This window comes from Neisseria animalis, from assembly GCF_900636515.1.
In the GTDB taxonomy this organism is placed as follows: Bacteria; Pseudomonadota; Gammaproteobacteria; order Burkholderiales; family Neisseriaceae; genus Neisseria; species Neisseria animalis.
The window spans coordinates 1947808-1961671 of record NZ_LR134287.1 but is presented as its reverse complement, the minus strand read 5'-3'; the positions used below and the strand labels follow the sequence as shown (position 1 = coordinate 1961671).

The 13864-nt window shown below is 52.6% G+C and carries 13 protein-coding genes and 1 tRNA gene; 6 read left to right on the top strand and 8 right to left on the bottom strand.

Translation table 11 applies throughout. From position 1 onward, the window contains the following. Window positions 1-414: 414 nt before the first annotated feature. Both EL111_RS09100 and EL111_RS09095 read right to left on the bottom strand, forming a co-directional pair. A tRNA-Asn gene (locus tag EL111_RS09100) sits at window positions 415-490 on the bottom strand. Window positions 491-644: 154 nt separating this feature from the next. Further along, on the bottom strand, window positions 645-1127 hold the full coding sequence (locus EL111_RS09095; protein ID WP_123794985.1) for a NemA protein: 483 nt from the start codon (window positions 1125-1127) through the stop codon (window positions 645-647). Window positions 1128-1401: 274 nt separating this feature from the next. On the opposite strand from EL111_RS09095, the gene dapF reads away from it, so the two are divergent. From dapF to EL111_RS09075, 4 genes are all read left to right on the top strand, one after another. Beyond that, window positions 1402-2250: a diaminopimelate epimerase gene (gene dapF / locus EL111_RS09090; protein WP_123794984.1), complete on the top strand. Its 849-nt coding sequence runs from the start codon at window positions 1402-1404 to the stop codon at window positions 2248-2250. Continuing rightward, entirely contained in the window at window positions 2250-2852 is a 603-nt protein-coding gene (locus EL111_RS09085) for a hypothetical protein (protein ID WP_123794983.1), read from the top strand. Before dapF ends, EL111_RS09085 begins: the two co-directional genes overlap by 1 nt. Window positions 2853-3013: 161 nt before the next feature. Further along, entirely contained in the window at window positions 3014-3946 is a 933-nt protein-coding gene (gene cysK / locus EL111_RS09080; protein ID WP_123794982.1) for a cysteine synthase A, read from the top strand. A gap of 144 nt (window positions 3947-4090) precedes the next feature. Then, a complete protein-coding gene (locus EL111_RS09075; protein ID WP_123794981.1) occupies window positions 4091-4579 on the top strand; it encodes a prokaryotic membrane lipolipid attachment site family protein in 489 nt (162 codons plus the stop codon). Between the two features lie 336 nt (window positions 4580-4915). Here the strand turns inward: EL111_RS09075 and EL111_RS09070 are convergent, their stop codons facing one another. Together EL111_RS09070 and dusA are read right to left on the bottom strand one after the other, a co-directional pair. Next, window positions 4916-5140, bottom strand: a complete 225-nt coding sequence (locus tag EL111_RS09070) for a hypothetical protein (protein ID WP_123794980.1) — start codon at window positions 5138-5140, stop codon at window positions 4916-4918. 28 nt (window positions 5141-5168) lie between these two features. After that, entirely contained in the window at window positions 5169-6182 is a 1014-nt protein-coding gene (dusA, locus tag EL111_RS09065) for a tRNA dihydrouridine(20/20a) synthase DusA (protein ID WP_123794979.1), read from the bottom strand. Window positions 6183-6493: 311 nt separating this feature from the next. Between dusA and glnE the strand changes: the two genes are divergently transcribed. Next, window positions 6494-9181 (top strand): bifunctional [glutamate--ammonia ligase]-adenylyl-L-tyrosine phosphorylase/[glutamate--ammonia-ligase] adenylyltransferase, encoded by a 2688-nt coding sequence (gene glnE / locus EL111_RS09060; protein WP_123794978.1) that lies wholly within the window; start codon window positions 6494-6496, stop codon window positions 9179-9181. Window positions 9182-9801: 620 nt separating this feature from the next. Here glnE and EL111_RS09055 read toward each other — a convergent pair. Both EL111_RS09055 and EL111_RS09050 read right to left on the bottom strand, forming a co-directional pair. Then, complete coding sequence (locus EL111_RS09055) at window positions 9802-10596, bottom strand: 3'-5' exonuclease (protein WP_123794977.1); 795 nt, start codon at window positions 10594-10596, stop codon at window positions 9802-9804. Between the two features lie 747 nt (window positions 10597-11343). Beyond that, window positions 11344-12213 carry a lipid A biosynthesis lauroyl acyltransferase gene (locus EL111_RS09050; RefSeq protein ID WP_123795148.1) on the bottom strand — a complete coding sequence of 290 codons (870 nt, stop codon included), beginning with the start codon at window positions 12211-12213 and terminating at the stop codon, window positions 11344-11346. A gap of 1 nt (window position 12214) precedes the next feature. On the opposite strand from EL111_RS09050, the gene EL111_RS10595 reads away from it, so the two are divergent. Beyond that, complete coding sequence (locus EL111_RS10595; RefSeq protein ID WP_162842961.1) at window positions 12215-12364, top strand: hypothetical protein; 150 nt, start codon at window positions 12215-12217, stop codon at window positions 12362-12364. Here EL111_RS10595 and EL111_RS09045 read toward each other — a convergent pair. Together EL111_RS09045 and ruvC are read right to left on the bottom strand one after the other, a co-directional pair. Next, window positions 12361-13128: an NADPH-dependent oxidoreductase gene (locus EL111_RS09045; RefSeq protein WP_123794976.1), complete on the bottom strand. Its 768-nt coding sequence runs from the start codon at window positions 13126-13128 to the stop codon at window positions 12361-12363. The genes EL111_RS10595 and EL111_RS09045 overlap by 4 nt on opposite strands. A 59-nt stretch (window positions 13129-13187) precedes the next feature. Then, entirely contained in the window at window positions 13188-13733 is a 546-nt protein-coding gene (gene ruvC, locus EL111_RS09040; protein WP_123794975.1) for a crossover junction endodeoxyribonuclease RuvC, read from the bottom strand. Between the last annotated feature and the right edge of the window lie 131 nt (window positions 13734-13864).

Below are 13864 nucleotides of genomic sequence, written 5' to 3'. Positions count from 1 at the left end.
GGCAAGCGGTTTGGTGGGTATAGCGAAGCAGCGGAGCGGTTTGATTGCCGTCTGCTTATTCGGGGCAGTTCAAAGGGACGGTTATTCGGTTGTTGCGCGGCCCAATATGTTTTTGCTTGTTGCTTAATTTTCGGGATATTTTCTTGAGGGCTTATTGAATACGGAATGATGCAGCGTTGCTGGGCTTTGCCCAAGAAAGTTTGACAAGCTGTTGAAGCAAGTTTACCACCCTGTATTGCCTGTATTGTTTGCGGTTTGACCGACTTGCCTTATGCAGCGTGGTTCGACTGTATCAACGCCTGCCCGTGATGATTGCTGTTTTGATGCGGGTATAAATCGGTATCCGTATCCTGATTGCTTGCGCGGAAAAGCAAACAAGCCCTAAACAATTTCTTGTTTAGGGCTTGTAAAATTTGGCTCCCCGACCTGGGCTCGAACCAGGGACCTGCGGATTAACAGTCCGTCGCTCTACCGACTGAGCTATCGGGGAATGGGGCGTATTATATCGTCTGGAGGAAATGTGTCAATCGAAAAAATGCGGAAAAATCGTAGTTATCTTACAAATATTTGAATGAGAAGATAATTTATTTAAGCAAGGCCGTCTGCAAAATACGGGTTTGCAGCATTTGCAGACGGCCTTTGCATCAGTATTTCGCGCTGATCAGTCTGCCGTTTTGGAAAACCTGCTGCTGCATGACATTGCCGTTGTAAGCGTAGGTGGTCAGCGAGCCGTTTTCGGGCAGGGCGTGGAACTGCATCAGTTGGTTGCGGCTGAGCGTGTAGGGGTCGGTACGTTTGCGGCCGTTGTCGCCGTAGAAGTCCTGTACGATGTAGTCGTTGCCGCGTTTGTTGAGTAATTGGCGGTAGTAGCCGCCTTTGACGGCGCTGTTGGAAGCATTGCCTTTGGCATCGAAGTAGGTAATGATTTGCTCGTCGAGAATGTTCGGGCTGTCGATGTTGCCGGTTTTACGGCGGTCGAAGTCGATGGGGATATTGAGCGATGTGCCCAAACCGATGTGGCTGCCGAGGCGTGAGCCGATGCCGAGGCCGACAGACATACCGGAAGGGGTGGCGGTGCAGGCGCTGAGCAAGGCGGTCAGTAAAACGGGTGCGATAATGTGTTTCATGGTTGTTTCCGAATATTTTTGTAGGATTTGTTGCATTCGCCAGTATATCGGTTTTGACGGTTTGAAAATGTTAGCTTGGGTAAAAACGGCAACAGGACGGGATTTTCGGGTGGGAAACTGCTGTCTGCACCGGCTTTTTTATTTATATGCGGGTTGCCCGTATAATGGGAGCGCGGGGAATGGTAGAATACGGCGTTCGGGTAGTCGGACGTTTGGGTATCGTGATGGCCGGCGGGTTCGGCTGAAACTGTAATTTGCGAAGAAAGATATTGTATTGAAAACGCTGAAATTTACCAAAATGCACGGTTTGGGTAATGATTTTGTGGTGGTGGACGCCGTGAATCAGGATTTTAATCCGCTGGAAGCTCCGTTGGCGCAGTGGGCTGACCGTTTTCGCGGGGTGGGCTTCGATCAGTTGCTGGTGGTGGAAAAGCCGGTTTCCGATGCGGCGGATTTCCGTTATCGGATTTTCAATGCCGATGGCGGCGAAGTGGAGCAGTGCGGTAACGGGGCGCGTTGTTTTGTGCGCTTTGTTGCGGATAAGGGTTTGACCGATAAGAAAGAAATTGTGGTGGAAACCGCAGGCGGCGTGATTGTACCCAAGCTGTTGGACAACGGTTTGGTGACGGTAAACATGGGCAAACCGCGTTTCCGGCCGTCTGAAATTCCGTTTGTGGCGGTAGCGGGCGAGGCGGACGATGCGTTGACGTATCAGGTGCAGACCGGTTTGGAGAGCGTGCCGGTATCGTGCGTGAACATGGGCAATCCCCATGCGGTGCTGCTGGTGGAAGATGTGCAGCGTGCGCCGGTAGAGCGTTTGGGTGCGGCAATCGAACCGAACAAGCAGTTTCCCGACAGGGTAAACGTGGGCTTTATGCAGGTGGTTGACCGACAAGCCGTGCGTTTGCGCGTGTACGAGCGCGGTGCGGGTGAAACGCAGGCCTGCGGTACGGGGGCGTGCGCGGCGGTGGTGGCAGGCGTGCGTTTGGGGTTGTTGGACGCGGGTGTGCCGGTTAAGGTAACGCTGCCGGGCGGAGATTTGTTTATCGAGTGGCAGCCGGGCGGGCATGTGTTGATGACCGGCCCTGTGGAAACGGTATTTGAAGGTGAGTTGCGCTACTGATGGTTGCGGATTGGAATGTATGGTCGGCGGCGGTTTACGGTTTGATTTGGCTGCTGCTGATATTTCGTGCGGGAATGTTCCAATGGTTTTGGGGCAGCGTGTTGTTGTGGCTGGGGGTTTCGGTACTCGGCTCGCGGCTGCTGCTGGGCATTTGGGGCATGACGCATATCGGGCCTTTGATGCTGCCGCATTTTTATCTGACTGTGGCAAGCGTGTTTTTTTGGATTGATTTCCGGCAGGCAACGGCGGAAGATGCGGCGGTCAAACCGGACAGGCGGTTTGAATGGCTGGCTTTGTTTGCCTTGAGCAATATGGTCATGACCGCGGCCTTTGTGCTGACGCTCGGACTGATGTGGTATCATTATCCGAACGGCCTGACGCTGGCGGTGTTGCCTGCGATGCTGCAGTTTTATGCGTTGCAGCCGCTGGATTGGTTTGTATTGCAGGCGGTTTTGATGGCTGTGTTTTACGTTCACCGCCGTCTGATCGAGCGGCGGCCTGCCTATTGTTTCAGCCTGCGGCAGTGGTATGCGGGCTGCCTGTTGGCGTTTGTGCTGCAATGGGGCTGCATCATCGGCATCGCGCTGGACGGAAGGATGTAAACCAAAAGTTATAAATTCAGAAGTATTTAATATTGGTTTTTCAGACGGCTTGCCCGTATGATGAAACCTGTATGATAAGACGGTCGGAGTAGGGTTGCGGCTTGGCCATGCCGTCTGCAAATCCGTATTTTGACGACAAACAGATAAATCAGGAGTTGGACATGAATATTGCAAACAGCATTACCGATTTAATCGGCAACACCCCCTTGGTCAAATTAAACCGCTTAACCGAAGGCTTGCAGGCGCAGGTTGCCGTAAAGCTGGAGTTTTTCAATCCGGGTAACAGCGTGAAAGACCGTATTGCCGAAGCCATGATTGATGCGGCGGAAAAAGCCGGCAAAATCAACAAAAACACCGTTATTCTCGAAGCGACCAGCGGCAATACCGGTATCGGTTTGGCCATGGTGTGTGCGGCGCGCGGCTACAAGCTGGCCATTACCATGCCGGAAAGCATGAGTAAAGAGCGCAAAATGCTGCTGCGTGCTTTCGGTGCGGAGCTGATTCTGACGCCTGCGGCTGAAGGCATGGGCGGAGCGATTGCCAAGGCTCAGGCTTTGGTTGATGAAAAACCGGACGTTTACTTCTTGGCACGCCAGTTTGACAATGAAGCCAACCCTGAAATCCACCGTGAAACCACTGCCGAAGAAATTTGGCGCGATACCGACGGCAATGTGGATATTTTCGTGGCCGGCGTAGGTACGGGCGGTACGATTACCGGCGTGGGCGAAGTGTTGAAACAGCGCAAGCCTGAAGTTCAAGTATTTGCCGTAGAACCTGAAGCCTCTCCGGTATTGAGCGGCGGCGAAAAAGGCCCGCACCCGATTCAGGGTATCGGCGCAGGTTTCGTTCCGGCCGTACTGAATACCAAAGTGTACGACGGCGTGATTAAAGCTCCTAACGAAGCTGCTTTTGAAACCGCCCGCGCCATGGCGGAAAAAGAAGGCATTTTGGTGGGTATTTCTTCCGGTGCCGCCGTATGGAGCGCGCTGCAGTTGGCGAAGAAACCGGAAAACGCCGGCAAGCTGATTGTTGTGGTGATTCCGTCTTACGGCGAGCGTTACCTTTCTACTCCGCTGTTTGCCGATTTGGCATAATTTCCCCGTTGACGAAAAAGGCCGTTTTACAGACGGCCTTTTTTGCAGCTCAGGCCGTCTGCAATCTGTTGTAATTCGACAAATAGCGATTTCGACAGCGTTCAATAGTTTGGTTTAACGGCAGAATCCATTATAATAGCACCCATGAAAAAACATATCCCCCTTTTAGTTGCATTGGCGGCACTGGCAGGTTGTGAAACCATCTACCTGCCGACTTTGAAAGAAGTGCCGGTTAATCCCACCAACACCAGAGTTGCCGACATTCCCGCAGCAGATTACCGTTTGGCTGCTTCGCATTGGACGGACGTTGCCAAACTCCGCGATGAAGCAACACGCTTGGTGAGCCAAGTCAGCCAAGGCAAGCTGACCAAGGTTCAGGCGGCGCAACTGCTCAACCGTTTCCGTATCCAATTGGTTGGCCGCAATTCCGTAGATGATGCGGTGTACGATGTGTACCTGCGCTCCGCGATAGACAGCCAACGCGGAGTCATCAGCTCCGAGCAATCTAAAACCCAAATTCAAAGTACCTTGCGCGGTTGGCAGCAACGCTGGAAAAACATGGACAGCAAGCCGAATAATCCTGCATTTACCAATTTCTTGTTGGAATACATGAACATGACGCCGCTGAAATAAAATATCCTCACGACAAAGCCGTCTGCAAAACGTATCAGGAATGCGTTTTGCAGACGGCTTTTTTGTTGGTGCGCGTGATTTGTTTTGCGCAGACGGGCAGAGACCTTTGCAAAAAACAGGAAACGAACCAAAACGGATGGCAGGGGGGTTACATCTGCCCGAAAATTGAATACCTTGAACGTTTCAACTTCCACAAGCCTAAGCAAGCGGATAGGTGTAAAACCCGCCCTTACAAGCCGTTGTATAGTCGAATAAAATAAGAATGAGACAAGGCAGCGAAGCCGCAGACAGTACACATAGTACGGCAAGGCAAAGCAACGCTGTATCATTCTTATTTTAAATGACTATAATGAGTTTTGCAAAGGTTTCGGGCTCAAGTTGCAGGCAACATTTTGCAGACGGCTTTTGCGGCAGTTTGATGAAGTTTGTGGTCGAACAGGGCGCGGTTATGCTGTCTGAAGCGGCGGCAGCTGTTTGGAAAATCCCGCTGGTAAAGATGACAGCGTGCCGCATCAGCAGGTACGGTGCGGTCAAGCCGTATGCGGCTTGCTGTGCCGCCATGTTGTCGTCGGTATGGCCGTCTGCAAAATCAGTCCCAACGGTTGGCTTGTTCGACTTCTTTCCACGCTTCGAGAATCAGGCTGCCGTCGTTGTCTTTCAAGAGCGCGGCATCGGAGAGCATACGCCGCCATACTCGCGCTTTGTTCAGGCCGTGCATGAGGCCGAGGCTGTGGCGGACGATGTGGCGCAGTGTCGTGCCGCGTCCGGCCCGGATTTGTGCCTGACTGTATGCAAACAGCCGCTGTACTAAGTCTTGATAGGCAACCGGGGTGGCGGTGTCGCCGTAAAACAGGCTGTCCCAGTCGCGCATCATCATCGGGTTGTGGTAGGCCTCGCGTCCGATCATCACGCCATCGACATGGTTTAAATGTTCGGCAATTTGTTCGTTGGTGGTGATGCCGCCGTTGATGATGATTTCCAAATCGGGAAATTCCTGCTTGAGGCGGTAAACATAGTCGTATTTCAAGGGCGGAATATCGCGGTTTTCTTTGGGCGAAAGGCCGTCGAGCCAAGCGTTGCGGGCGTGGACAATAAAGGTTTTGCAGGCGGTTTTGCCGCGCAGCGTGCCGACAAAATCCGCGACAACCTGATATTCGGTTTGGCGGTCGATACCGATGCGGTGTTTGACGGTAACGGGAATGTTGACCGCGTCCTGCATGGCGTTGAGGCAGTCGGCCACCAAATCGGCTTCGTTCATCAAACACGCGCCGAACGCGCCTTTCTGCACGCGCGGGCTGGGGCAGCCGCAGTTGAGGTTGATTTCGTTGTAGCCGTATTGTTCGGCGGTTTTGGCGGCACGCGCCAGTTCGGAGGGTTCGCTGCCGCCCAGTTGCAGAGCGACGGGCTGTTCGCCTTCGTTGAACATTAAAAAGCGGTCTTTGTCGCCGTAGTTGATGGCGCCGGCGTTGACCATTTCGCTGTACAGCCATGTGTGGCGGGTGATTTGGCGCGCCATGTAGCGGTAGTGGCGGTCGGTCCAGTCGAGCATGGGAGCCACGGAGAGACGGCGTGTGCCGATGTAATCGGTATCGTTGTGGTGCATAAAAGGAAAGATAAAAGGTGCAAAGGTTTTGATTTTAGCGAAAGCAGGGCATTTAGTAAAAGGCTGCCTGTTTTTGCAGACGGCCTTGGCCGGTTTTTCTGATGGAAACGGTCAAACAGGCGGGAAAGGCCGTCTGTATTTTAGGGGGCGCGGGCTGCTTTTTATTGGGTTTGGGTTGAGTGGTTTGCGGTAAAGGCCGTCTGCATTTTAGGGGATTCAGGCTGTCGGTTTGTTGTTTGTGGCGGCGGCTCTTTCGTGCGGCATACTTTGTTGTTATGATAACTTTTATTGCTTTTTTTCTGCACAATGCCATGACCATACTCGATACTGCCCGCCGCTATTCCCAATATCTCGCCCGCCATCTTGATAACGGCAACCTCAAGCCGGAAATTTTTCTGCCGATGCTGGAAAAAGAGCTGACGCTTGATGATTTTCAGGCGTTTGCCGATTGGGAAAAAATCCGTGCGGAGGAAGACGAAGAAACGTTGGCGCGGCAGTTGCGCCTGTTGCGCCGTTATGTGGTGTCGCAAATCATCGTGCGCGATGTCAACCGTATCAGCAGTTTGGAAGAGGTAACGCGAACCATCACGCTGTTTGCCGATTTTGCTGTCAATACCGCGCTGGAATTTGCGTATGCTTATTATCAGGGTTTGTACGGCACGCCTGTAGGCAGATACACGCAAACGCCGCAGCATTTGAGCGTGGTGGCGATGGGTAAGGCGGGCGGTTATGAGTTGAACGTATCGTCCGATATTGATTTGATTTTTGTTTATCCTGAATCGGGGGCAACCGATGGCCGCCGCGAGCGCGAAAATCAGGAGTTTTTTACCAAAGTCGGGCAGAAGCTGATTACTCTGCTGAACGATATTACCGCCGACGGGCAGGTTTTCCGAGTGGATATGCGTTTGCGGCCGGACGGCGATTCGGGGCCGCTGGTGTTGAGCGAAACCGCGCTGGAGCAGTATCTGATTCAGCAGGGGAGGGAGTGGGAGCGTTATGCTTGGTGTAAGGGACGTGTGGTTACGCCTTATCCGAACGACATCGCCGCGCTGGTAAGGCCGTTTGTGTTCCGCAAATATCTGGATTATAGCGCGTATGAAGGTATGCGCCGTCTGCACCGCCAAATCCGTGACGAAGTCAGCAGAAAGGGTATGGCAAACAATGTGAAACTCGGCGCGGGCGGTATCCGCGAAGTAGAATTTGTCGCGCAGATTTTCCAAATGATACGCGGCGGGCAGGTGCGCGCCTTGCAGTTGAAGGGTACGCGCGAGACCCTGCACAAACTGGCCGAGTTGGAAATCATGCCGGCGGAGCAGGTGGAGATGTTGTTGTCGGCTTACTGCTTTTTGCGCGATGTCGAACACCGGCTGCAATATTGGGACGACCGGCAAACGCAAACCCTGCCGGAAAATCCCGAACAGCAGCAGCTTCTTGCCGAAAGCATGGGTTTTGCCGATTATGCCGCATTTACAGACGGCCTGAATGCCCACCGCCGGCAAGTCAACAAGTTGTTTAACGATATTCTCAGCGAGCCGGAAGATGCAGATGAAGCGGCGGGACACGAATGGCAGTGGGTGTGGCAGGATACACTTGATGAAGAAGAGCGTTCAGGCCGTCTGCAAAATGCCGGTTTCGATGCGGAAGCGGTTGTCGGGCGGTTGAACCAAATCCGGCACGGCAATAAATACCGCCATCTTTCGGCACACGCCCAACCGCGTTTCGATGCTGCCGTTCCCCGACTGGTGCAGGCCGCCGCCATGCAGGACAATCCTACCGGCACGCTGTTGCGCCTGTTGGATTTTCTCGAACACATCAGCCGCCGTTCCGCTTATCTGGCCTTTTTGAACGAACACCCGCAAACCTTGCAACACCTTGCCGAAATCATGGGGCAGAGCGAATGGGTGGCCGGTTATCTGACCCGTTATCCGATTCTGCTTGACGAGCTGATCAGTACGCAATTATTGGAAACACATTTCGACTGGCCGAAACTTGCGGCCGAACTTGCAGACGGCATGAACAACTGTAACGGCGACACCGAAGCGCAGATGGACGTTTTGCGCCATTTCCAGCACGCCCAGATATTCCGTCTTGCCGTTCAGGACTTGGCCGGATTATGGACGGTGGAGTCCTTGTCGGACGAGCTTTCTCTGCTGGCCGATACTGTGATTGCCGCCGCGCTGCCGTATGTTTGGGCGGATATGCCGAAGAAACACCGCGAGCAACCGCTGTTTGCGGTAACGGGTTACGGCAAGCTGGGTGGTAAGGAATTGGGCTATGCCTCGGATTTGGACTTGGTTTATGTGTATGACGACCCGCACCCCGATGCGCCCGATGTCTATACCCGTTTCGCCCGCCGTCTGACCAGTTGGCTTTCCACGGCCACCGGAGCGGGGACGCTCTATGAAGTCGATTTGCGTTTGCGGCCGAACGGCGACAGCGGTTTTCTGGCGCACAGCATGGCCGCATTTGAAAAATACCAGCGCGAAAATGCGTGGACGTGGGAGCACCAGTCGCTGACCCGCGCCCGCTTTATTTGCGGTGCGGAAAATATGCAGACGGCATTCGATCGTATCCGCAGCGAAGTGCTGACCGCCGAACGCGATAGTGAAGAGCTGGCGCGGGAAATTATTGAAATGCGGGAGAAAATGTTTGCCACCCACCCGCCCGCAGACAGCGATGTCAAGTATGCGCGGGGCGGTGTGGTTGATGTGGAATTTATCGTGCAATACCTGATTCTTGCTTACGCCCGCCGCTATCCCGAACTGCTCGATAATTACGGCAACATCGCGCTGTTGGGGATTGCCGCCGATTGCGGTTTGATTGATAAGGAGTTGGCAGAACAATGCCGGACGGCTTACCGCTGTTACCGTCAGCAGCAACACCATGCGAAATTGCGCGATGCGGCGGTGGTTGCCGATACGTTGACCGAACATTATCAATATGTACGCCGTTTGTGGGCGGAAGTGTTCGGGGAGGAAGTACGTTTTTCGGCGGCATAAAGTACCGGCTGGAGCGGAAAGGCCGTCTGTATCATCGGCCAATATCCAATCAGACAAGGCGGTAACGCCACAGATATAGTCATTTAAAATAAGAATGATACAGCGTTGCTTTGCCTTGCCGTACTATGTGTACTGTCTGCGGCTTCGTTGCCTTGTCTCATTCTTATTTTATTCGACTATAAGATGGGAGGGCGGGGCGGCTGCTTGAACGGTCTGAACAGTTTGGGCAGGTACATTTTGTGGGCAAGGCGCAGTAACGCCTTTCGGTATTCCATGATGACATATTCGGAATGGAATTTGTTTACTGCCGGAGAAGGCGGTGGCGGGTACGGCTGCTTTTGCCGAAAAATATAGCCGCTTCCATCAAGTCGATATAGTCATTTAAAATAAGAATGATACAGCGTTGCTTTGCCTTGCCGTACTATTTGTACTGTCTGCGGCTTCGCTGCCTTGTCTCATTCTCATTTTATTCGACTATAACAAGGCGCAGTCATGCGGTATCGAAGCAAATGGAAACGGCTATGCCGTTGCCGTGCTGTTTTGCCGTATGGAGAAAAAGCCGTCTGCAAATACGCGGGAAAGCGTTTTGCAGACGGCTTTTTGTGATTTTGCAGACGGCATTACCGCCATGCAGCGATAAATTCCCGCCAATGCTGCTTGCTTTCGGCCTGCTCTTTCAAATAATTTTTCAGGCGTTTGACTTCGACTTCGTATTCGTCGCCGTCGAGCGCGCCGCTCATCAGTCGGAAACGCAGATACATCAGATAGGTATTGGCGGCATCGGTTTCGCAATAATCGCGGATGTCTTTCAGACGGCCTTGGTGGTAAGCCTCCCATACTTTGCTGCCGTCCATGCCGAGTTTTCCGGGGAAACCGCACAATTTCGCCATGTCATCAAGCGGTACGCTGGCACGCGGCTGGTAGAGGGCGAGCAAATCCATCAAATCGCAATGGCGGTTGTGGTAGCGGCTGATGTAGTTGTTCCATTTGAAATCGCGGCTGTCGCCGAAATCGCCTTCGCCCATGTCCCAATAACGGGCGGCGGCAATACCGTGAATCAGGGCGCGGTAATGCAGTACGGGTAAATCAAAGCCGCCGCCGTTCCAACTGACCAGTTGCGGCGTATGGTTTTCAACCAGCTCGAAAAACTTGGCAATCACGGTTTCTTCGCTGTCGTTCGGTTCGCCGATGGTGCCGACGTGGATTTTTTCCGAGCCCCAGCGCATACAGCAGGAAATCGCGACAACTTGGTGCAGATGGTGCTGCATAAAATCGCCGCCGGTTTGGGCGCGGCGTTTTTGTTGGGCAAACAGCACCACATCGTTGTCGGGTACATCGGCGGGCAGGTCGTAGAGCAGGCGGATACCGTGTACATCGGGTACGGTTTCGATGTCGAAAGCAAGTATCGGGGTCATGGCTGTACTCCGTCTTTTGGATATAACGGCATTGTGGCATGAAGCCGCAGATAAAAAAAGAGGCAATCCCCCACAGGATTGCCCCAATACCTCAAATCAGAGATTTACGCTTCACAAACAATGCAGGCTTGCACCTGCGGCTTTATCTGCGCGGCTCAACTCCACGCGGACAAAGAATTCGTTCCGACAGCAGTAAGGGTTTGTCGAAACGCCCCGTAAGGGAGATTCCGTAATTTCCAACACGGCTGTTATGCCGTCTGAAAATGTGTAATTCGATGTAGTGAAATGTACGCGAAAAAAATTGGCTTGGCAAGCGGTTCGTTGTTAAAAATCTTGCTTGATGTATATTTATTATATGCTGTTTATTTTAATTTTTTAAAATATTTTTATTTATATTATTTATTTTTAAAATTAAAATCCAAATTTAAAAATATTTTGAAATTTTATAAAAACAATCTGTTTTGGTGAGGATTGCCGAAAATTGCGACTATTTTATAAATATATGATTTTAAAGTAAATTTAATTTAATATGTTAATTAAAAATTCATCTTTTGGGAATTTTATTCGGCACGGAGAAGAGGCGCGTTTTGCAGACGGCCTTCATAATCCCTATGGTTTGGGTATTTTGCGTGCTGGCGTAAGCGACAGGGGTAGCGGGAAAGATAATGGGAGCGGGATTGGTTTAGAAGGAAATAAAACAGCCCGAAAACGCTTCGGGCTGTGGGAAAATGTAATTTTTTTGTAGTTTTAATAGAAACCTGCTTCGCCTTCGGGACGGGTTTTGAAACGCTTGTGCAGCCAGAAATATTGTTCGGGGATTTCGCGTATGCGGGCTTCGATGAAGTCGTTCATGCGTTGGGTATCGGCGGTGATGTCTTCGCCGGGGAAGTGTTCCCATGCGGGGTAAAAACGCAGGGTTACGGTATTGTCGGCCTCGCGGAAGGGAATGGCGGGAATGACTTTCGCACCGGTTAGGGCGGCAATACGGCTCAAGCCGGTAATGGTGGCGGTTTGAATGCCGAAGAAGTTGACGAATATCGAATCGTTGCGCCCGAAATCTTGATCGGGCAGGTAAAGAAACGGTGCATCGCTCTTGCGGAGGTGTTTGATGATTGCCCGCAAGCCTTCGGTACGCCCGATGAGGAAGACGTTGTCGTAGCGGTGGCGGCCTTTGAGGATTTGCTCGTCCATCGCTTTGTTTTTCTGGTGGGAATACATGCTGGTCAGCGGGATGTCTTGGTTGAGCGTGTAAACCGCCATTTCAAAAGCGGTAAAGTGCGGGTAGAGCAAAATTACTTTTTCTCCTGCCGCCAGCGCGTTGTCGAGATGGTGTTTGTCTTGATAGCGCACGAATTTCCGCAGGCGTTCGGCGGGGGCATACCAGTACAGCCCGTATTCAAACAACAGCTTGCCCATGTGTTGGAAATGGCGTTTCAACACGGCTTTGCGTTGCGCTTCGCTCCACTCGGGAAAGCATTTGCGTAAGTTGGTTTCTCCCACTTTGCGGCGAGGTTTGACGGCGTAATAAGCCAGTATGCCTATGCTGTCTGCAATCCGGTGGAGGAGTTTGAAGGGCAGCAGTTGGATTAAATAGAGCAGGAAAAAGGCGAATTTCATCATGGTGTTCGGCAAAAAGCGGGCGCTTGGGCGGGAGTGGGGCGGAAAAGGCCGTCTGCAAACCGGTATGCGGCCAATGCTGCGGCTTCAGGAAGCGTGTGCGGAAGCGGTGCAGCAATTTGCAGACGGCATGGGCGGACGGTCGGGCTAGTCTTGGTTGTCCAGTTCGGTAAAGAATCCCTGTTGGCGGATTAATTTGCCTAATTGGGTACGTTTTGCCTGTTGGGTGTGGGTGTATTTTCCCGCCATGCGGCTGAAGGTTTCTTCACGGCTGCCGCTGCCGCGTTTGCTGTAATACTCTGCCATTTCCGCATCGTATTCTGCCAGCGCCTGCTGTTGTGCGGTTTCGGTTACGGGAACGTAGCGGTTTTCCATGTGTACGATTGCAGACGGCAGACGCGGTTTGAGACGCGGTTGAAATTCGGGATAGCCGAGCGCGAGACCGAATACGGGGAAGGTGCGCGGCGGCAGGCCGAGCAGTTCGATGACTTTGGCGGCATCGTTCAAAATCGTACCGAGATAGACTGCGCCCAAGCCCATGCTTTCGGCGGCGGCAACCATATTTTGTGCGGCGATGGCACAGTCGTACACGCCGGCAAGAAAGCGGTCGGCGCTGCTTTGGTACACGGGGTCGAGACCTTGTGTTTCGGCAATGGCAGAGTTGCGGGCGGTGTCGGCAACGAAGATAAACAGATGGCCGTTGTCGCGCACATATTCCTGCATACCGAGAACCGCCAATTCGTGTTTGATGGTTTCGTCGGTCACGCTGATGATGGTGCAGGCCTGCATATAGCTGCTGGTGGAGGCGCGCTGTGCAACTTCGACCAGCAGGTCAATCGTTGCTTTGTCTAAAGGTTGCGGTTTGAATTTGCGTATGCTGCGGTGTTGCAACAGGGTTTGAATGGTTTCGTTCATGGGTTTTCCTTCGGGTGGGTAAATGTTGGTACGGCAGCGGTTTTGCAGACGGCATGAGGTCAACCTTGAAACCGTCCGCGTTTGATTTGCATACCGTTGGGGTTGAGTTGCGCGGCAAGGCCGTGGTTGCGTAGCGCGTGGGTCAGCGCGACGGCAAGGCCGTCTGCCGCATCTGCCTGCGGAGTGCCCGACAAACCGAGCATACGCACCACCATGTGCTGCACCTGCTCTTTTGCAGCCTTGCCTTGCCCGACAACCGCCTGTTTGACCTGCAATGCAGTATATTCGTAAACGGGCAGGCCGCGCATGGTCAGCGCTGCAATGGCCGCGCCGCGTGCCTGACCGAGCATCAGGGTTGCCGCCGGATTGACGTTGACAAAAACCTGCTCCACCGCCGCATGATTGGGGCGGTAGGTATCGATGATTTCGCCGATATGTTCGCAGATGATGGCAATCCGTCCCGCCAGCTCGTCCCCGGGTATGGTTTTAATACAGCCGGAAGCAACATAAAAATGTTCGCGTCCGCATACATCAATCACGCCGAAGCCGGTAACGCGGCTGCCGGGGTCGATACCGAGAATGCGGGTGGTTTTGGGGATATTCATGGACTCATTATATAGTCAAACTGCTGAAAAGATGAAATGTTGAAATACTCGGGAGTAAGCGTTATAGTAGGAGGTAATTTCTTAAAGCTATCAAAAATGAAAAACCAATTTAAAATAGCTAAACAAAATCG